The sequence below is a fragment of the Parabacteroides sp. An277 genome, assembly GCF_002159645.1.
GTDB lineage: Bacteria > Bacteroidota > Bacteroidia > Bacteroidales > Tannerellaceae > Parabacteroides.
The window spans coordinates 38730-61089 of the sequence record NZ_NFJB01000009.1 but is presented as its reverse complement, the minus strand read 5'-3'; the positions used below and the strand labels follow the sequence as shown (position 1 = coordinate 61089).

Below are 22360 nucleotides of genomic sequence, written 5' to 3'. Positions count from 1 at the left end.
TTTTTTATTCGCAAGTTATTCATACTTTTGCAACCCAAAATATACCGGTTACCAAATTAAACAGAGTATAAATTAAAAAGAAGATAAGACAATGAAAAAAGGTATTCATCCTGAGAACTATCGTCCTGTTGTATTCAAGGACATGTCAAACGATGATATGTTTATCACTCGTTCAACTATTAATGCAAAAGACACTATCGAAATCGACGGTGTAACATATCCGTTGGTAAAGGTGGAAATTTCTAACACTTCGCACCCGTTCTATACAGGTAAGGCTAAGTTAGTCGACACAGCAGGACGTGTAGATAAGTTCATGAGCCGTTACGGTAACCGTAAGAAGAAGTAAGAAATTCATTTTCTCCTCCTAATAAAGGCTATCCAATTAGTTTTTAAACTATGCGGATAGCCTTTTTCTTTATACCTTATTTAATATAGTCTCTTCACTTTTTCCGTTTCTCCGGGTCTGGATAGGTGAAAGGAAGGAAATGAACCAAGATAAGTACCGGGATAGCCGCAAAAAGCGCCACGATAAAGAAGAGATCGTACCCTAACCAATCGCTCAGGAATCCGCTTATCATACCGGGAATCATTACACCCAGGTTCATAATGCCGGAAGCGAACGCATAATGCGCCATCTGATGTTTACCAGGAGCTACTTGTTGCATCATGAAGAGCGTCAGGCCTACGAACCCGAATCCATACCCGAAATATTCAAACGTAATGCCTCCACCTATCAAGCAAGCACTATCGGGCTGGAAATGTGCCAAGAGCGGATAGACGGCAAAAGGAAAGTTGAACACGCAGCAAAGGAAGAACAACGTCTTGCGCAAGCCGAAGTGCGAGATAAAATAACCTGCCAAGAACGACCCCAACACGAAGGCTGCCGCGCCAAACGTCCCGTAATAGAATCCTATCTCTTGTTCCGTCAGTCCCAATCCTCCGTCGCCTATCGGTGCTTTCAGGAAGAGAGGTACAATCTTCATCACCAATCCTTCTGCGAAACGATAGAGGATAATGAACAAGATGTAGAGCGCGATATACTTCTTTTGGAAGAAAGTGAGGATGACCTCCTTCAGGGCTTCCCATGTCGCACGAAGACTCGTTACTGCATGACGCTCTTCCGTCTGGTCGCTAGGGAGCATCTTCCAATGATAGAGTGCCAAGAGGAGCATGATGGCACCGCAGCACCCCATGATGGTCATCCAAGCATGTACCACACCAATGTGTTCTATCAGGTAGCCGGCTAAGTACACCAAACCTCCCGTGGCAGCGAGCTTCGCTACATTATAGAATGCACCTTGCCATCCAATGTATTTCGCCTGGTCCTCTTTTGAAAGGACGGCCATGTAGACGCCATCCGTCGCCACGTCATGGGTCGCCCCACTAAAGGCAATGACACCCAAGAGGGCAATCGATATGGCAAAGAAGTGAGGCAGTTGCAGCGACAAGGCTACCAATCCGAAGAATACACCCGAACAGAACTGCGTCAAGACGACGAAATACTTCTTCGTCTTGAACATTTCCAGGAAGGGACTCCACAAAGGCTTTATCGTCCAGGGGAACATGATGATGGACGTCCAAAAGGCGATTTGTGCGTCTGATATTCCCAGTCCCTTAAACATCAACGCCGTCACCATGTTCAGTACCACGAAGGGCATTCCCATGGCAAAATAGACGGTCGGCACCCACGCAATGGGCGAAATGTGGCGTTTAATCGTCTCTGTCATAACTGTATTATAACCATTGATTCATAAATCCATCCATCTCTGCCGCATGTGCTTCGAGGCTCTGCAAGAGCTTGAACTGGGCTTTCGTGCGCACCAGGTTATGCTCCGGATAGTGTATCTTGTAGTAGGTATCGCCGTTGAGGTAGTCTGTCAGGAAGCGTACCGTCTGCATATAGGTCAGGAGACGTCCGCCGTAGGGCAAGAGCTTGATTTCCGTGGGCGTCAGGAACGCCTGGGCCTTTTCCATATAGCCGCGTGTATAGGCTTCGAAGATGGGGATGTTCACGCCTACGCGGTCGAGGTTCTCATCATCTTCGACACCGGTATTACCTGCCGTGCGGATGAAATCGCCTATGTCGGAAAGGACGAACCCGGGCATCACCGTGTCGAGGTCGATCACGCACAGCACCTCGTCCGTATCCGCATCGAAGAGCATATTGTTCACCTTCGTGTCGCAATGGTTCGTACGTTTCTTCAGCTTGCCTTCGCGGTACAGGCGTTCTTGGATGCACATCGCGTCGGCCCGTTGTTCTATTTCATCGATGAGCTGCCGGACCGCCCCTACCCGTCCGGCTGCATCGGCTGCTACAGCCTCGCGGAACTGTTGCAGGCGGAACTCCATGTTGTGGAAATTAGGAATGGTCTCTCCCAGTGTTCCTTCCGGCAAGTCGGAGAGCATAGTCTGAAAATCACCAAATGCGCGCCCGGCTTCGTAGGAAAGCTCCGGCGTCACCTCTTCGTAGCTCTTCGAACGGGGAATAAAAAGGCTCACGCGCCAATAGTTCTCCCCATCGAAATAGTAGTTTTTCCCGTCTTTGGTAGGGAAAAAGGTCAGTACCCGGCGGTCGATGTCTGCCGTCCCGGCGGCTTCGAGCTTCTCGCGGATGTGAGTCGTCACGATGCGGATATTCTCCTGGAGCATGTCCACGTTGGTAAAAATGAGATGGTTGATGCGTTGCAATACATATTTGATGTCACCGCCTTCGGTCGTTACCTTCAGCGTATCATTGATATGCCCGTTTCCAAACGGTTCTGCACTTACTACCTTGTCTTTCAAATCGAACTGGCTCAATATAGCCAAATAATCATCTTTCGTTTTCGCCATGATATTGATTGTTTAATTATTTATTTCCGGCAAAGGTAATTAATAAAATGGAAAAAAGGATATAGGATGGGGGTAAAATCGCATTTTACCCCTGGTTCTTTCATTTAACTGTAGGGGCAGACCTGTGTGTCTGCCTTGATGTGGAACCAACGTATCAGGCGGACACATGGGTCCGCCCCTAACAGGGTTACCGTTTTTAAAAGAAAGAGCCGTGCATTTTACTCCTCTTGGGCGGGTGAATAAAGCCAAACGTTCCCGAACCGCTTGCGCGTCAGCTTTCCTTCGCGCAGCATCCGGCGAAGGTCGGCCGCGGATTTGCTGGCACGGCACTCGTTGAGCGCGGCATACGTCTTGCCTGTTATATACGGATGCGTTTCCAGATAAGCCAACGTGCGTTGCTCGCGCTCCTCGTCGGTCAGGACAGAAGGTTCTTCGCTCTCTACGCGGCTGAACGTCATCCCGGCCAACCGGTTGCGCAACTGGCTGCACGAACGGAACGTCACATCACGGAAACGTATCGACTCGGCCCGTATCTTCGCCTTGTCTTCAATCGGGCGATGCTTCAACACCACGCTAAACGTCCCGATACCTGGCAATTCCACATTTCGCCCGGCCCGCAGCGCCTCGACCATCAAATCCTGTAGAATCTGGAGTGCCGACTTCAAATCTGCCGACGTGAGCGCCGTACGTTCCCGCACGTTGTCCAACAATTCCTCTTCGCGCACCGTCCATTCTGGCACAAATTGCGCATGATACAACCACTTTCCATCCTTCGTAGGTTGTAAATTCTTCTCTAATTTATATTTCGCCATATCCTTAACTTATAATAGTTTATCCAAGATAGTAGTTCTTTTCCGCCGAGATAGTAGTCCCTATCAACCGAGACCCTATCCCCTCAAAGCCGACCTATTAATCATGCACCATATCCAGCAACTATTTGCACCAATTGCCGCATATATTTTCGAGACATGTCGCAGTATTTTGCGCCAATTCTCGTAGGACTAATATCTTGGATGCAAAGATACAAAATATAACGAAACGACAGCTACTATCTCGGCTGATAATAGAAAACATCTCGGGATGAAAGGAAAAGATATTCTTTTATAAAGCAAAAGACACGGGTACGCTTGCGGGTTTAAATAATAAGCCATACATTTGTTTCCATATAATACATAAATGCAGCAGTGATATGAAGAAACAGAACCTTTTAGGGATGGCAGTCGCACTGGCCTCTGCCGCCCAAGCACAAAACGCAGCTTTGCCGGATAGCACCATCACGTACTGGCGGGGCGAACCTTCCGAAAAGTCCGTTTACCTATATGCCAACGAGCAAGGAGACCTGGCCGAGCAGACCGACTACCGATGGAACGAGAATACCCAGGCATGGGCGCCGAACTCGAAGAGGGAATGCCAGTATGACGAGGCAAGAAACCTGGTCTTGACAAAAGGATATGATTGGGCCGACGGGCAATGGGTAGCCGACAGCTGGAGCAGCAGCACGTTCGACGCGCAAGGGAATGAAACCGAGGAGAAACACCATATCTGGCGCGACGGGGCGTGGTTCCTCCTCCTCCAACACACCCTGAAGCAATACGACGACCAGGCGCGGCTCACCCGCCAAGACACCTACGATTATGATTACGACAATGAGCACGAGCATTGCGTGGACCTTTACACGTATGATGAAAGCGGACAGCACATAACTTCCATTACGAGCGATACGACCTGGATGCGCGACACGACGCTTATCATCTCCGATCGAATGGATAAGACACTCTACGAAGGCGGGCGTATCGTCCGCACCGACCGCTATGCGTATTATGGGATGCCGAACGAATACCTCTCCTCCATCGACTCCACCGTCTACAACGAGCGGGGGCAATGCCTAATCGATATCCAGCAGAACTTCGACGAAGCGGGAAACCTACGCTACACTTCGCTCCTTGAAAACCGATACGACGAGAACCTGAAATCGAACCGGAACGTCTACCAAGCCGTAGGTTCGAAAGGAGCCGATGAGGCCGACTTCTCACGCAACGAAATCCGGGCGGAAGTAACCTACGGCAATCCAGAAATCCTCCGCTGGATGGAACATAACGCGCTGACGGGCGAGGAATGGATCGAGGGAAGTACCGTCATGACCTACTATCCAAAGAGCGGCACGACAGCCAACGAGCCACTTGCCGCGCAAACGCTCCGCATCCAAACAGACGACGGAACGATTCGCCTCACGCTCGACCAAACCACCGATATCTATATCTTCACCCTTTCCGGTAAATGCTATTATCGGGCTAAAAAGCAAGGTGTCGTTACGATACAAAACCTCCCGAAAGGTCTTTACATCGTTCGCGCGGGAAACGAGACAAAGAAAATAGTAGTGCCATAAATCATGACGGCTGAAACCTCCAAATGAAAATCACCACATGTAGTGATTGCCCATCTCCCCTTTTTGTCGTTTCTTTGCACCGTTTAAATTAAAACGGACAGATGATGAAACAAGATTGGATTATGGCTCTCCTGCTGGCAGCGGGGACGCAGGCGGCGGGAGCGGCCGAGGAGGTGAACCCGAACGACACCATACGCACGTATAATATCGACGAGGTAGTGCTCACGTCGTCGACCAAAGAAACAAACGACCTCCGGACACTCCCGGCGGCGGTCTCCGTACTCTCGCCACTGCAGATAGCGGGCAGGCAAATCGACGAGCTCAAGGACTTGAGCTCGTTTGTGCCCAATTTATATATCCCGGACTACGGGGCCAAACTGACGTCGGCCGTCTATATACGCGGCATCGGGGCGCGTAGCAGCGGACAATCGATTGGAATGTACGTGGATAACGTCCCCTACTTAGATAAAAGTACCTTCGATTTCGAACTGACCGACATCCAGCGCATTGAGGTGCTCCGCGGCCCGCAAGGGACACTCTACGGACGCAATGCCATGGGTGGCATTGTCAATATCTACACCATTTCGCCCTTCGACTTCCAAGGCAAGAAGGTGTCTGTCTCGGCAGGGAACTATGGGCAGGTAAAGGTCAAGGCGTCGCACTATGGCGTGATAAACGAGAAGTTCGGTTTCACGGCAGGCGTCTATTACGACCGGAACAGTGGCTTCTTCGAGAATGAATATACCGGCGAGAAGGCAGACGAACAGCAATCCGTCGGTGGACGTATCCGTCTGGAAGGAAGATTAAACCCCAACCTCCGCCTCGCCTATACCTTTTCAGGCGATTATACCGACCAAGGCGCGTTCCCGTATGGCTTGTACGACCGCGAGACGGGCGTGATTGCACCCGTCAGCATCAACGACCCCTCTTCGTATAAGCGCACCATGCTCTCGAACAGTTTCCTCGTGGAATATAAAAACGACCTCTTCCAATTGAGCAGCACGACCGGATATCAGTATTTGGACGACGACATGCGGATGGACCAGGACTTCTCGCCCAAGTCTATCTTCACGCTCAACCAAACGCAACGCCAACATGCCGTCAGCCAAGAAATCGCCCTCAAGAGCGTGAAGGAACAGAACTACCACTGGTCCGTGGGAGTGTATGGATTCTATAACAGCTTGCACACCGAAGGTCCCGTTACCTTCAAAGAGGATGGTATCCAGGAAATACTCCAGCCCGTGTTCGACCAAATCAAAGAAAATAACCCACGGATGCCGTCGCTCGTGATCACCGACGAGGAGCTTTACATCCCCGGTACGTTCGATACGCCCTCGTTCGGCCTCGCCCTTTTCCATCAATCTACTTATAACAACCTCTTTATCGAAGGGCTTTCGCTTACAGCCGGCGTGCGCTTAGACTATGAGAAGCAGAAACTCAGCTACAATTCGGAAGCGAAGATGAACCTTTCTGCCGTGATGGGCAACATGGAGATACCTTTGGGAAATATGTATGAAGCGACCGTAATGGACGCCCATGCCTCGCAAGACTTCTGGCAAGTGCTCCCCAAAGTCTCTTTGAAATACCAATGCCATCCGTCGACTTACACCTATGTTTCGGTAGCGAAAGGATATAAGACAGGCGGATACAACGTGCAGATGTCGGCCGACGTGATGCAAGCGCAAATGCAATACGACATGATGAGCGCCTTCCAATCGATGATACCTGGCGAGCTCCAAGAACCGACACCGGTCGATGAAGTAGCCTCCTACAAACCCGAACAGAGCTGGAACTACGAGTTAGGTATCCGCAGTGAACTGGTGGATGGCCGCCTCCATGCCGAACTAACTGCCTTCTACATGGATATCAACGACCTGCAATTAACCAAGTTCGTGAACAGCGGCAACGGACGCATACTGACCAACGCCGGAAAAGCCCGCAGCACCGGAGTGGAAGCCTCCTTGCGTGCCCTGCTTGCTACCGGACTGACGGCCGACTTTAATTATGGCTTCACGCACGCCACTTTCCGCGACTACGACAACGGACAGCAAGACTTTTCCGGAAATTACGTACCCTATACGCCGCGCCACACGGCCAGCCTCGGCCTCCAATACAACCTCCCGCTCCGGGACAAATGGCTCGACCAGTTTTACGCCTCGGCCCAACTGAACGGTGCCGGCAAGATCTTCTGGACCGAATATAACGATATCGCCCAGGATTTCTACCTGACACTTAACGCCCGTGTTGGTGTCCGCAAGGATAAAATCAACCTCAGCCTTTGGAGCCGCAACCTGACAAACACGGACTATGCCGCCTTCTATTTCGAATCGTTCGGCAATCCTTTCATCCAAAAAGGGAAACCTTTGCAAGTAGGCGTCGAAGTGTCGCTTACCTTATAATATAGATAGCTTTTCTCAATACGGCGGATCGAGGATGTCTTTCCGCCGTATTGACACGCTCAATCCGCCGTATCGGGAGTGCCTATACGGCGGATTGAGCATTTCATACCTATACCGACCCGCAAAATAGCCTTATACTTTAGGGAAACATAACCGTAATCAGAAAGAAAAACAACGATGTTTCTTTTCATCCATCACTATAAATTCAATTCATGATAATTTAGTCTTGCTTAGACTACATCCATTTCTTTCCTATTTGAAAGATAGTTTCCTTTCTAAAATATAAAAAAAGAATGTAACAGCGTTAATAATTAGCTCGATTTGTAGAGATTGGACAGTGCACGCCTATTTTATTGAAAAAAATTACCCTAATAGATATTGATTTTATTGCAGAAATTTATATCTTTGCGTACTTCTTTATTGAAAAACACCGTAGTCTAAGCAAGACTACGTCAATTTCCAGCAAGAAGTACAGTGTATGTATTAATTAATTAATTAAATGAACTAAGGATTATGAACAAGTTAACCCCTGGGAACACTTCCGCGATGCGCGTAGGGACAGCGGCATTATTAGCCTTGTCTTTGTCGGCTCCGGCTGTTTGGGCCGGAACGAATCCTGCCTCGGACTTGCCTGTTTCGAACGCGGTTCAGCAGACAATCAAGATTACAGGAAAAGTGATTGACAACACCGGCATGCCGATTATCGGTGCCAATGTCGTCATTAAAGGTACAACCAACGGAACCATCACCGACATGGATGGTAATTTCACACTCGAAGGTGAAGCCGGTTCCGTCCTCTCCATTTCTTATGTAGGCTTTTCAGAACAAACCATCACCGTGACAGATAGCAAACCGCTTTCTATTACCCTGAAAGAAGATTCTGAGCAACTGAGCGAAGTCGTAGTCGTAGGTTATGGTACGCAAAAGAAAGTAAACCTTTCCGGTTCGGTAGCTACGGTAGATAGCAAAGCCCTGCAAGACCGTCCTATCCAAAACATCAGCAGCGGTTTACAAGGTTTGATGCCGGGTGTGACCGTCACAGGCACGAATGGTGCGCCAGGTCAAGATGCCGGTAATATCCGTATCCGTGGTACAGGTACGTTGAACACAGCCGACCCGTACATCTTGATTGATGGTGTAGAAGCCGGTACGATGAGTGAAGTCGACCCGAACGATATCGAAAGCATTTCTGTCTTGAAGGATGCCGCCTCGGCCGCTATCTACGGTTCGAAGGCTTCGAACGGTGTCATCTTGATTACGACCAAGCGCGGTACGACAGGCAAGCCACGTATTTCGTATAGCGGCTATGTCAGCTTCCAGAATGCAACAGAATTAATAGACCGTTTGAGTTCGTATGATTATGCTACGATGTACAACCAAGCATTGGTAGCAGAAGGTAGTACGCCACGCTTCACGGACGAAGAAATCCAAAAGTTCCGCGATGGGACCGACCCGAATTACCCGAACACCGATTGGTACGGTTTGGCCTACAAGACAGGTGTACAGCATCGCCATAACATCAATATCAATGGTGGTTCAGAAAATGCAAAATACATGGCTTCGGTGGGTTATTTGAACCAGACCGGTATCTTGCCCAACGCCGGACGTGAACAATTCAATGCCCGCACGAACTTGGACATGAAGATTACCGATCGCTTGAGCGCCCGTTTGAACCTTTCGTTTATCAAGAATGAATACGACGATGCGAACTCTACGTATTACGGGGGTAGTTCCGATCAGTTAGTACGTCAGTTGAATGTGATTGCGCCCTGGATTGTGGCTCGTTATCCGGACGGTACATGGGGTTCAATTGCCGATGGTAGCCCAATTGCGTGGTTGGATAATGAAATGAAAGTAACGCGCGATAATTACAACTTCACCGGATTCTTAGGATTGGATTATAAGATCATGGACGGATTGACGTTGTCGTTGACAGGAGCTTATGTAAACGATTTGCAGAACTACCGCGATTTCCGTCCTTATTTCGCTTACAATGCCAACAAATCGACGGAACCCAGCCAATTAGACGAACGTTATTATCGTTGGGACCGCACCAATTACGACGCATTGCTGAACTACGAAAAGAGTTTCGGGCAACACAACCTGAAGGCATTGGCCGGTTGGCACACGGAAAAATACAATTACCGCTATCAACAAGCCTTCCGCCAAAACTTCCCAACAAACGATTTGACCGACCTCAACGCCGGTGATGCTGCTACACAAACGAACGAAGGCTATACACGTGAATTAGCCATGGTTTCATGGTTTGCCCGCGTGAACTATGACTTTGCCGGTAAGTATATTTTAGAAGGTAATATCCGTGCGGATGCTTCTTCCCGTTTCTTGGAAGGGAACCGCTGGGGTTATTTCCCATCATTCTCTGGAGCTTGGCGAATCAGCGAAGAGGCATTCATGGAGAATACGAAAGATTGGTTGACGAACTTAAAGCTCCGTGCTTCATGGGGTTTGTTGGGTAATCAGGATGCCTTGACATCTGCAGATTCTTCCGCAAACTATTATCCGGCCTTGAATACCTATTCACTCGGTGCTTCTTATGTATTCGGCGGTGCCTTGAATTCCGGCTATTACCAAGATGCGTATCGCTTGGAAAGCATCACGTGGGAAAAGGCTTCGACGTGGGGCATTGGTTTGGATTTCGCTTTCTTGAATAATAAGATTTCCGGTTCGTTCGATTATTATAGCCGTAATACGACGGGCATCATTATGGAAGTTTCCGTACCAGACGAATTTGCCCTGGGTGCATACTTCGACAATGTCGGTGAAATGCGCAATAACGGTGTGGAATTGAACATCGCTTACAACGATAAATGGGGCGATTGGACATTCGGCGCCAGCGCAAACTTCAGCTACAACCACAATGAAATCCTCGATTTGGGTTTCTCTGACGACGTTGCCCTAAAAGACAGGTATCTGACTACCGGTTACGAACAACGCAACTATGAAGGTCATGCCCTCAATTCTTATTACGTATATCAAGCCGACGGTTTCTTCCAATCACAAGAAGAAGCAGATGCTTATACGGCACAATACGGCAACCCGTTTGGTGGTGGCGATTTCAAAGCCGGTGATATCCGTTATGCCGATGTAAATGGCGATGGTACATTGAATGGCGACGACCGTGTGATTTGTAATTCCACTGAACCGGTTTACACCTTCGGATTGAACCTGAACGCCGGTTGGAAAGGATTTGACCTTTCGTTGATGTTCAACGGCGCGGCCAAAGTAGCTCGTTTGTTTGACGCCTTCGAAGTATACGGTGCCTTCACGGGTGATGCTGGTCATCCGGCTTCTATTTGGAAAGATGCGTGGACACCGGAAAATACAGACGCTGAAATGCCGCGTATTTTCACCGGAACGCAATCACCCAGTTGTTCGCGTAATGCGCAATCCACATTCTGGTTACAAAACACCAGCTATCTGCGCTTGAAAAACTTGCAGTTTGGTTACACGATTCCGAAGAGCGTGTTAAGTTCTATCGGATTGAGCAATGTCCGTGTTTACTATTCGGTAGAGAATTTGTTTACCATCGATGGCATGAAGATCAACATCGACCCGGAAGCTACAAGCCAGCGTTTGTCTTCTTACCCGTTGTTGCGTACACATTCATTCGGTATTAATGTATCATTCTAATAACTCTTTAAATCGATAATTCTATGAAACGATTCAAAAATTATATCGTACTTGGGATGGCAGCCCTGTTGGGCACGTCTTGTTCCGACTTTTTGGATGTCACCCCGAAAGATGCCCTTTCTCCGTCGACTACGTGGCAGACGGAAACCGATGCTGAAAAATTTGCCATCGGTTGCTATGACGGTTGGGAAGACGGCGGACAACTTTTGTATTTCGATTGTGGTTCCGATTTCGGCTACAATAACTTCTCGTGGGAAGGCTATCGCCCATGGGGAGATGGTACACTGAGTGCTTCTAATACAGGCGCGTCATTGTATAGTTTCACCACCATCCGACGTTGTAATACGTTCTTGGAAAATGTGGAAGCGATTCCGTTCTCGGATGAAAACGTCAAGAATGATTTGATCGCGCAAGTGCGTTTTATCCGCGCTTACCAATATTTTAAAATGAATTGGTGGTACGGCGGCGTCCCCATCATCGACAATTACGAATCGGCTGAAGAAGCCCAAGTACCTCGTAATACGGAAGAGGAAGTACGCACCTTTGTAGAACAGGAACTGGATGCCATCACACCGATGCTCAACAATGCACCGGCTGAACGCGGACGGGCTGCCAAAGGAGCGGCACTTGCTTTGCGTATGCGCGAAGCGCTCTATTACGAAGATTGGGCTACGGCAAAAGACCGCGCACAGCAAATCATCGACTTGGGCCTTTACAGTCTCGACCCAAGTTATACGAATCTCTTCAGCAACGCAGGAAAAGATTCGCCGGAAATCATCATGGCTGTGCAATACATAAACAACTTGAAAGGTTTAGGTGTAATTGGACAGATGTATAACAACGGTAACGGCGGTTGGTCTTCTATCGTCCCGACGCACAACTTGCTGGATACGTACGAAATGGAAAACGGTATGACCATCGACGAAGCGGGTTCGGGTTACGACCCGGTTCATCCATTTGCCAACCGAGACCCGCGCATGGCCATGTCTATATGTTTCCCAGGCCAAGATTATGTAAAAGCAGATGGTACTTCTGGTATTTTCAACACATTAGACCGTCAAATCGATGGAGCTAACAATTTGGATTACATGACTATGGCAGATAACACGTCGCGCACGGGCTTAACTTGGAACAAATACTTGGCACCGATTACGCAGTATTCGAATATTTGGGATACAGATGCCTGCCCGATTGTCTTCCGTTATGCGGAAGTCCTCTTGAGTTGGGCAGAGGCAGAGAACGAGCTGAACGGCCCGTCGGCTGAGGTTTACAACAAGTTGAACCAAATCCGTGCTCGCGTCGGGATGCCGGAAGTAGACCAAGCAAAATACGGCACGCAGGCTACATTGCGCGAATTAATCCGCCGCGAACGTGGCGTAGAATTGGCTGGTGAAGGTTTACGCCGCGCCGATATCGTACGTTGGAAAGATGCAAGTGGCAAGATGGTGGCAGAAACTGTTTTGAATGGAACTTTGGAACGGAAAGTCGGTACGGTTAGTATGGACGCCAGCGTTGACCCTGAAATGCGTGCCACGATTGATGTGAACGCTTCCTCGACAGAGAAATTCATCGAAACGCGCAAGTTTGCAACCTACAATCGTTATTTCCCGATTCCGCAAACATCTATGGATAAGAATCCGCAGTTGACGCAGAACGACGGATACTAAAAAACTTTCTTTTATCACAGTTATGGCACGGGTCCCAAGCGCGGGGCTCGTGCTTTTTTTGTGCCTGATTCACGCCCGTGAACCTTTCCGATTACCGTTATAATTTTCCCAATTCACGCCGCCGTTCGCTAGATTCACGGTATGAATAGCATTCATTATTGATCTAAGCGAATGTTTCAGCTTTTCTTTCTTGCGGATTTATAATCTTTTTTATAACTTGCCACTTTTTTCTATCAAGTCGGTTGGATATTGTGTCATAACTTTATTGTTTGTTACCTCTAAAGATATAACATTTATCCGATTGACTGGCTGATTTCAAATTTTGGAGATGCCTATAACATTATTCTTTGATTACTTCAAAACAGTTTCTATATATGCAATTTTAAAAAGAATAACATGAGACATTTATTTCTTACGATTCTATCGGCGGCCCTCGCGTTTCCTGCTTTCGCGACGGGGGATAACATCGCTCCTAGCGCGAAAGTGGAAGTCTCCTCGGAAATCGAGGGGTATGAGGGTAATAAGGCGATTGACGGGAAAGGACGCCTTTTCGACCAAGGGGAATGGCGCTCGAAAGGGAGCGTGAACTTCTACGGGCAAATCGATTACCCTTGGATAAAACTAAATTGGGAGCAGGAGGAAAGCATCAACGAGGTTTTGCTCTACGACCGCCCCTCGCCGGATAGCCACGTGGCGGGAGGGGTGCTCCACTTTAGCGACGGTTCCGAGATAGAGGTGTACGAGATACCGAACGACGGAGCCCCTAAATCCATAAAATTCCCGGAGAAAAAAGTGCGCTGGGTGCGCTTCGAATGCACGGACGCGGATGGCACCGAGGTGGGATTGTCTGAGATAGAGGTAAACACTTGCGGAGCGTCTCATCGGGATTTCGTCTCCAAGGTCAATCCCTTCATCGAGACCACCCGGGGGCGTTACTTCTTCTTCGTGACGGGAAGCCTGCCCTTCGGGATGATTAGCGCGGCCCCCCTCACCCGCAATAAGAACCAATATGGAGGGGGATATAACTATAACTCCACCGAAATCTTGGGATTCCCGCAGGTGCATGATTGGATGCTCTCGGGAATAACGCTCATGCCCACCACGGGGGATGTGCGGGTATCGGAAGGAGAGAATGGATGGAAATCTCCGTTTCGCCACGAGGGAGAAATCGCCAGGCCGGGTTATCATCGGGTTTTCTTGGAGAAATATAACCTGTGGGTAGAACAAACCTCCCTGGACCGTGTGAGCTTTTACCGTTTTCAATACGCCGGACCGGGGAAAACCGATTTAGGACTCCTCTTAAACCTAGGCGGATACGTGGCCACCACCACCATGACCAACGCGAAGGCAAGAAAGGTGAGCCCGACGGAAATAGAAGGAGAGGTCACCACTATGGGGCGTTTATGGGGAGGTCCCGATAGCGTGAAAATCTATTTCGCCCTGCAACTGGACAAACCGATGGAGCAGTTGGATGGCTGGGATGATTCCACCCTCTACTCGGACATTTCCTCGCTAACCGGGACGGGGAAAGCCAAGGCCCGGCATAAAGGAATGACGTATTATGACGCGCCTTCCGCGGGCGTACGGATGGGCTTCCCTCTACAAACGGGAGAGGAAATCAAGGTGAAATGCGCTATTTCTTATACCAGCGTAGAGAACGCCCGGCTTAATCTTCGTTCCGAGATAAAGGATTGGGATTTCAATCGCACTTGCGCCGAGGCCCGGAATATCTGGAACGATTATTTAGGACGCATCGAGGTGGAAGGCGGAACGGAGGACCAACAGGTCAAGTTCTATACGGATTTATGGCATGTCTTATTGGGTCGCCACAAGATAGATGATGTCAATGGAGACTATCCCGACTATACGGACGGGGAAAGAAGGGGAAGCCAAACGATAAACATCCGTTACAAGACCCGGACTTTACCCAAAGACGCCGAGGGAAAGTCTCTCTTCCATATGTATAATTCCGATGCGTTCTGGCTAACCCAATGGAACCTGAATATCCTATGGGGATTGGCTTGGCCGGAAGTGCAAGACGATTTCGCGGCTTGTCTGGTGCAATATGCGGAGAACGGAGGCCTAATCCCTCGTGGCCCGAACGCCGGAGGCTATTCCTACATCATGACCGGATGTCCGGGAACCTCCCTCATCACCAGCGCATATCAAAAAGGAATTCTGACAAAGACCTCTGCGGAGAAAGCGTATCATTGGATGTATAAGAATCATCAAGATGGGATGCTGGGAGATGCCAAGTCCATTCGCTTCTATGAAAAGCATGGTTATTTTGCGGATAATGCGGGCCTCACATTGGAAGCCGCTTTCCAAGATTGGGCCTTGGGACAAATGGCCTACAAGATGGGCAAGAAGAAAGATGCCCGCTATTTCGAGAAGCGTTCACAAGGTTGGAAGACATTATATAATAAAGAACAACAACTCCTATTCCCTAAGAAAGCCGATGGCTCATGGCTACACCTAGATCCCTTGAGCGGAGCCGGATGGGTGGAAGCGAACTCCTGGCAAGCCACTTGGTCCGTCTCGCATGGCATCGATGAGTTGATAAAACTTATGGGTGGAGAAACTAAGCTTTGCGAGAAGCTAAACTATGCTTTCGAACAAGCGAAAGATGAATCTTTTGTCTTTGGATATGGGAGTGGTTATGTGAGTTACGCGAATCAACCCGGATGCTCGAACGCACATGTGTTCAATTATGCGGGAGCGCCTCATCTGACCCAATATTGGGTCCGCCAAGTAAACGAGAAGGCTTACGGAGCGACCTCCCCAGGAAAAGGATACGGAGGCCATGATGAGGACCAGGGACAAATGGGTGGCGTAAGCGCTTTGATGTCTATCGGACTATTTAGCTTGAAAGGAACTTGCTCGATGGAGCCGGTGTATGAGATTACTTCGCCCGTATTCGATGTCGTCCGTATCAAGCTCTCGCCCCAATATTATTCCGGGAAAGAATTTGTTATCAAGACCTACAACAACTCGAAAGAGAATTGTTACATCCAGAAGAGTCGCTTGAACGGGAAGTCTTTGGATACATTCTACTTCTATCATAAGGACTTTGCCAAGGGAGGATTGCTGGAGCTTTGGATGGATAACAAAGCAAATTATCCGGCCGAACAATAAGTTTTTAATCGGAAACACCTGATTGAGTTCCGATTTCTCCCCAAATCCCCCGATCCTGTTCCCTTTTTGCGATATTTTTCGCCAGGTCGGGGGATTTTTATATGCGGTTTATTGTGTAATTTTACCACCGAAAAGTTATTTGACTCCAAGGAAAACTGGGAAAGACCGGAGGAAAACTTTCGGTAATGCCTGCAGGGTTGATACATTATTAAAATCGTTGATATTCAGAGCATCTGATATTTTAAACATATACCAAAACAAGATAAAAAGTTACTTTTTGCCTATCATATCAGTATATATTAAATAATAAGTACTTGATAATCTATATTCTTTTTAATGCATCAGCCCTTCATAGACTGCTTTTCTCAATACGGCGGATTGAGGATGTCTTTCCGCCATATTGAGAGTGTCAATACGACGTAATGAAAAAGACCGTTTTTGGGTTATTATTATGATAATTTTGCTCCCCAATTACCCTTTTTCCGAAATTAATTCTAATTCACCGAAACTTGTTCCCTTTTTACAACCTTTTACACCTATTTTTCTATAGATTGCTAACTTAATGTTCGATAATTTTGCACCAAGAATAACATTCTAATCTAAATTATCATGAACAGTTGTTTAACAAAGCCCATAGGTAAGGCATACGTACTTACCTTGTTATGTGGAAGCCCATTGCTGGCAAACGCCGCAATAGGGGGGGGGTAATTCTCCTATGAATCAACCAATTACAGATAATCCATTAGGTTTATCTACGGATTATGTGCAACAAACCATCAAGATTACAGGTACTGTTGTAGACAATGCAGGTGTGCCGGTGATTGGAGCGAATGTGGTAGTGAAAGGGACTACGAATGGTGTAATTACAGACTTAGACGGTAAATTCGCTATCGAAGCACCGGCTAACGCTATCTTGGAAATTACCTACATCGGTTACTTACCACATCAATTAAAAATAACTGGAAACAAAACCTCCTTCAAGATCGTATTACGCGAAGATTCGAAAACTTTAGACGAAGTCATTGTAGTTGGTTATGGTTCTACCAGTGTGCGGAAAAACACAACTTCACTTGCTGTTGTAGAGAATGAAAAAGTACTAGAAGTACCTTTTTCCGATATGGGCTCTACACTTCAAGGTCGTGTGCCAGGTGTTATTGTACAACAAGGATCAGCCGAACCAGGACAGAATGGAGCCAGTATCTCAATCCGAGGCAACGACGAACCATTATATGTTATTGATGGATTCGTATCCACTGCAGCTCGCTTTCAGGCTTTGAATAAAGCCGATATTGAATCAATGACCGTATTAAAAGATGCCGCTTCTACAGCCGTTTACGGTATGAATGCAGGTAACGGTGTTGTCGTGATTAAAACCAAACAGGGACAATCCGGAAAATTATCTGTTAATTATCAAGCCAATTTTGCATTCAATTCGCCTTCATATACAGCTGAACGTATGGACGCGTATGAATATGCAACGGCAATCAACAAACTATATCAATCGCTAGGAAACGGCATCAACGCCTTCCGAAGTCCGGAACAAATGGCAGAAATAGCAGCCAATGTAAATTCTTATACAAACTGGGAAAAGGAATTGCTGCGTGGTTCTGCCCCACAAAATGAACATACCGTTTCTATCAGTGGAGGCACAGACAGATTGAAATATTTCGGCAGCTTAAACTATTTAGGACAACGAGGTATTTACAAATCCGATAAATTGGATTACGACAGGTACAATTATCGAACAAACGTAAGTAGCAACTTTGATGAAATCGGATTAACAGTGGGATTGAATGTAAACGGCACTGTGAAGGACGAAGCCTATCCCAGCGCCAGCGCTTGGACACTTTATTCCCGATTGAAAGACCGAACTCCTTTTGAACGCCCATACAACGAAGATGGTACCATATCTAATCAATTTGACAATCCAGCTTTACAATTAGACGGACCCGGGGAAATCAAATATCGCACGGTTTACAACCAATTGGCTGTTAACCTAGAATGGGCTATACCTTGGGTAAAAGGTTTAACATTAGGAGTAGATGGAAATTACAACATTGAAACGCAAGATCGTGCAGATTGGTATGAAAATGCAACTTATTACGATGCAGATGGCAATGCAACGTATGAAGATCCATCCAATATTAGCCTGACACGTTCGTCTTATCAACACAATAGATATGATTTCAACGTAAAGATAGACTACAAGAATACGTTCAATGAAAAGCATAATGTATTAGTCACATTAGTACATAACCGACAATGGTATCATGGAACTTCTTTGAGTGCAAGTGCCAATACATTCTATTTAAACACTATCCATCAATTGCAAAACGGCGATGCATCCAGTATCACGGCAAGTAATAGCGAGAGTGAACAGGCTTGGATTGGTTACGTAGGCCGTTTCCGATATGATTTTGACAACCGCTACATGGTTGAATTCTCCGGCCGTTATGATGGTTCGGATTGTTTTCCCAAAGGTAACCGTTTCGGATTTTTCCCATCAGGTTCCTTAGGTTGGGCTATTTCGGAAGAAGAGTTCTTCGCTCCAGTAAAGGATTTAGGTATATTCGATTATCTAAAAGTACGCGGTTCTTACGGAGAAATCGGTATCAATGGCGCCACACACGACGACTATGCCTACATGACTACATACAATTATAATTCCAATGCATACGTAATCGGTGGCAGCCTGGTCAATTCTATCACACCTGGTGCCACTCCAAGTATCAATATGACTTGGTACACTCGCCGGAAAACAGATATTGGCATTGACTTTGCCACTTTAGGCGAACGGCTGGAAGGTTCATTAGATTATTTCTATGAGAGCACAAAAGGATTTTTAGCAGCACCCAATTATGAATATACAGACCCGATTGGCTACGACCTGCCGATGATTGTTTCGGATGCAGAAGACCGTTCGGAAGGTGTGGATGGCTATTTGAAATACACAGATAAATTCGGTGAAGTCAATTTCTCAGCTGGATTTAACTTTACGTGGTATCATTCTCTTGCATTCAAAACCAATGAAGACAAAGTGACCTTGTCAAACCCTTATACACGAGAACAAGGTTATGAATATGGATATGTAAACACAGGTTATATAAATACCCAATTTTATCAAACTCCGGAAGATGTCTTGAATAATCCCAAACGGCTCAACTCGAAAGACCTTCGTCCAGGTGATTTATGGTATTGGGATGCCAATGGGGACGGACAAATCACCGGACAAGACCAACGCAAATTTGGTAATAACTCGGATCCCAGATTCGTATTTGGCATTGATTTGTCTGCCAGTTGGAGAGGATTCAGTTTATTAGCAAACATCCAAGGAACAGGAAGGCGTCAGACTTACATGAACTCATTCGCCATGGCGCAAGAGGGTGAACGCCGACTGGATTTTGTCTACCAATTAGATACATGGGCACCCAATAATACAGATGCCGATTTTCCAAGAGCTGGTAATACATCGTTGAATGAAAACAACAACTACCAGACATCGGACTTTTGGGCACGCAATACGAATTATGTCCGTTTAAAATCGCTGACACTCTCCTACGATTTCAAATATTCCGTATTGAAAAAGGTAGATTGGATCAGCAACTTGACGTTATTTGCCTCTGGCGTGAATCTTTTTGCAATCGGACCGTCCGTAAAATATGCGGATCCGGAAGCATCCACTTTCGACGGATATAATTATCCCATGATGCGTACTTACTCAATGGGATTTCAAATCGGTTTCTAACAATTAAAAGCAAAATACAATGAAGAAAATATACATATATGCCGCAGCGTTATGCTTGGCTTTGACAAACGTTTCTTGTTCCGACTTTTTGGACACAAAGCCTTATGACAAAATCGTGGGCGACGATACATGGTCAAGTGAAAATTTAGCGGAATCGTTCGTCACATCCATTTATGCTGATGTGTTACAACAAAATTTATGGCTCGGAGCCTATGGATGCGTTTATTCTTGCCGGGCAGAACCTTGTACCAAAAATGCGATGCAAGGAACTATGAATAGTTCATATTGGTCTCGCGACTTAGCTGAAGGCGTTACTGCCGACGATAATTACGAATGGCTGAATTATGGCGTCTTATGGCGTATCCATACCGCCATGGATGAAATCGGTAACAGCGAGATTTTCTCCGAAGAGTTTAAGACGCGTATGATGGGTGAATTGAAATTCTTACGTGCAGCCCACTATTTTCTCTTTGCACGTCAATATGGAGGTTTGCAAATCATCGACCACGTATTGTCTACAGATGACAACTTGCAAATACCACGTTCCTCCATCAAAGAAACATACGATTTTCTTTTAAAGGATTTGCAAGAAGCAGCTGCAGCATTAGCACCAGCCACAGAAGTTGCCCGAGGACGCGTCAGCAGTACTGCTGCATATGCTTTGATTATGCGTGCGGCTAATCAAGCAGCAGCTTATGTAGATGGTGGTTCTGCCCAAAGTGAATATTATAATATGGTAATAGACGCAGGTACGAAATTAGGATTAGATACAGAAGGTAGCCAATTAAGCCCTTATTATGATTTGTTCCGTTCTTACGAAACTGCAGTCACGGCACAAGAGAATATCCTAATCGTAGAACGTCTGAGTTTGAATACCTCTTTGTATGACACGCCGATGCAATATCAGGGGTTATGGTATGCTGGAAATATTTCTGAATATGCCAAAGAACATTTCCCTATTAAGTCAACCATGAACTTCTGGGGTATGGACGGAGGTGCTTGGCCTACACAAGATTTGGTAGACGATTACTTAGTGGCAGATACGGACGGCACTATCAAATATTGGGAAGACGCGTCTTATGTTCAGACAGGAAGAAACGTAGACGAAAAAATGTACTTCAGCGATACGAAGAAACGAGATTTGCGTTTCTATACCACCATTCTATATGATAGCTGCCTTTATTTCAACGGACAGGAACGCATCTTTTTCCGTAGGGATGGCAACTGTTCGAACTCAAACAGTCCTATTAATGCAGGAGCAGAAGATGAATACGGACGCCGTGCCGGAGATTTAGACAACTATAATTCCTCTACCGGCTATGCCATGTTGAAATATCATTACGACCATATCGTCTCTTTGCCAGACCCTGGATCGCAAAAACTGGACTATTGCTTCTCCGTTTTCCGTTATGGCGAAGCTTACTTGAACATGGCTGAAGCCTATTTGATGAAAGGAGACTTTGCCAATGCCCGCAAATATATGGTTCCCACTATGGTAAAACATGGTGGATTCTCTGCAGAAAAAGCGGAGGCATATCTCAGCACAAAAAGCGGAAACGGATGGAACGACCCGTTGTTCAGAGCTTATATGCGCGAACGAAATGTAGAAATGGTTTACGAATGCAATGACCGTTATTGGTCACTCCTTCGTTGGGGAATGCGCCAAAGCGGAGGTGTAGGTAATGGAGCTTATGCCACAAGTGGCTTTGTTATTCCAGAATTGGTCGGTCCATTGCGCGGCATCCGTATCTCAAGGGACGGACAAACGTATGAATTCTTTGAAGTAAACAACCCGATTGGAGAAGCTCGCTTCTCTCCTAAACGCTATTTGGTACCTCTAAACCGTACATTCTGCTTGAACGCTGGCGTGGAACAGAATCCGGGTTGGGAATAAAATGTCAAACAATTAAATGAATAACGTAATGAAAAGAGTAACAAACAGTATAATCGCAGGACTCATGCTTCTGCTTGTCAATACCAGCTGCTTATATCACGGCATGGAAGAGCTGGAAAATTCATCTAATAAAGAGATGACGAACGTGGAATATACCTATCGATTCTTCTATAATGATACCATCCAAAAAGGAACAATCAATGAAGAAATCGAAACAGATCGCGTATGCGAAGTTATTTTTAATAAAAGCATTGAAACAATCAATGTAGAAGGCGTTCCTGGTTTCCGTACTACATTGACCCACGATGTGAATAGTATTCAAAAAGCCGGACCAACCGGTTCTGTCACAAAAGAAATGCTCTATGAAATGTTTAAACAACAAATTACGGAAAGCGGCCTTTCACGTCTTTGGGTTTATGTTTCGATTTCAGATGCCGCAACCATTGCACCAATCGACAACGCGCCCACATTAGGCAAACCAGGAGACTATACGCAAGACCGTTATTATCGTGTGACAGCAGCCGATGGCTCTTCAGAAGACTATGTGCTGCAAACCGTCCAAGGTTTCTAATTCCATATAGTTCCGATTCCTCCCCTATTTCCCCTGACCTGGTTCCCTTTTTGCAATGTTTTTCACCAGGCCAGGGGATT

At 46.8% G+C, this 22360-nt stretch carries 12 protein-coding genes; 9 read left to right on the top strand and 3 right to left on the bottom strand.

What is annotated here, in order from left to right; genetic code table 11:
- Nucleotides 1-91: 91 nt before the first annotated feature.
- Nucleotides 92-346 (top strand): type B 50S ribosomal protein L31, encoded by a 255-nt coding sequence (locus B5F77_RS05165; RefSeq protein ID WP_087328638.1) that lies wholly within the window; start codon nt 92-94, stop codon nt 344-346.
- A 94-nt stretch (nt 347-440) separates the two neighbouring features.
- Here B5F77_RS05165 and B5F77_RS05160 read toward each other — a convergent pair whose 3' ends face one another.
- From B5F77_RS05160 to B5F77_RS05150, 3 genes are all read right to left on the bottom strand, one after another.
- A complete protein-coding gene (locus tag B5F77_RS05160; RefSeq protein ID WP_087328636.1) occupies nt 441-1727 on the bottom strand; it encodes an MFS transporter in 1287 nt (428 codons plus the stop codon).
- Nucleotides 1728-1734: 7 nt separating this feature from the next.
- A complete protein-coding gene (locus tag B5F77_RS05155; RefSeq protein WP_087328634.1) occupies nt 1735-2832 on the bottom strand; it encodes an aminoglycoside phosphotransferase family protein in 1098 nt (365 codons plus the stop codon).
- A 218-nt stretch (nt 2833-3050) separates the two neighbouring features.
- On the bottom strand, nt 3051-3644 hold the full coding sequence (locus B5F77_RS05150) for an HU family DNA-binding protein (protein WP_087328632.1): 594 nt from the start codon (nt 3642-3644) through the stop codon (nt 3051-3053).
- Nucleotides 3645-4021: 377 nt separating this feature from the next.
- Between B5F77_RS05150 and B5F77_RS05145 the strand changes: the two genes are divergently transcribed.
- The 8 genes from B5F77_RS05145 to B5F77_RS05110 all read left to right on the top strand — a co-directional run bounded on the left by B5F77_RS05145 (nt 4022) and on the right by B5F77_RS05110 (nt 22280).
- Nucleotides 4022-5218, top strand: a complete 1197-nt coding sequence (locus B5F77_RS05145) for a T9SS type A sorting domain-containing protein (RefSeq protein WP_087328630.1) — start codon at nt 4022-4024, stop codon at nt 5216-5218.
- 104 nt (nt 5219-5322) lie between these two features.
- Entirely contained in the window at nt 5323-7617 is a 2295-nt protein-coding gene (locus B5F77_RS05140) for a TonB-dependent receptor (protein ID WP_087328736.1), read from the top strand.
- 513 nt (nt 7618-8130) lie between these two features.
- Complete coding sequence (locus B5F77_RS05135) at nt 8131-11268, top strand: TonB-dependent receptor (RefSeq protein ID WP_239445735.1); 3138 nt, start codon at nt 8131-8133, stop codon at nt 11266-11268.
- A gap of 23 nt (nt 11269-11291) precedes the next feature.
- On the top strand, nt 11292-12935 hold the full coding sequence (locus B5F77_RS05130; RefSeq protein ID WP_087328627.1) for a RagB/SusD family nutrient uptake outer membrane protein: 1644 nt from the start codon (nt 11292-11294) through the stop codon (nt 12933-12935).
- A gap of 396 nt (nt 12936-13331) precedes the next feature.
- Nucleotides 13332-16070 (top strand): GH92 family glycosyl hydrolase, encoded by a 2739-nt coding sequence (locus tag B5F77_RS05125; RefSeq protein WP_087328626.1) that lies wholly within the window; start codon nt 13332-13334, stop codon nt 16068-16070.
- A gap of 715 nt (nt 16071-16785) precedes the next feature.
- Nucleotides 16786-19815, top strand: coding sequence for a TonB-dependent receptor (locus tag B5F77_RS05120; RefSeq protein ID WP_087328624.1), 3030 nt, complete (start codon nt 16786-16788; stop codon nt 19813-19815).
- Nucleotides 19816-19834: 19 nt separating this feature from the next.
- Nucleotides 19835-21709, top strand: a complete 1875-nt coding sequence (locus B5F77_RS05115; RefSeq protein ID WP_087328622.1) for a RagB/SusD family nutrient uptake outer membrane protein — start codon at nt 19835-19837, stop codon at nt 21707-21709.
- Nucleotides 21710-21737: 28 nt separating this feature from the next.
- Nucleotides 21738-22280 carry a hypothetical protein gene (locus tag B5F77_RS05110; RefSeq protein WP_087328619.1) on the top strand — a complete coding sequence of 181 codons (543 nt, stop codon included), beginning with the start codon at nt 21738-21740 and terminating at the stop codon, nt 22278-22280.
- Nucleotides 22281-22360: the final 80 nt, after the last annotated feature.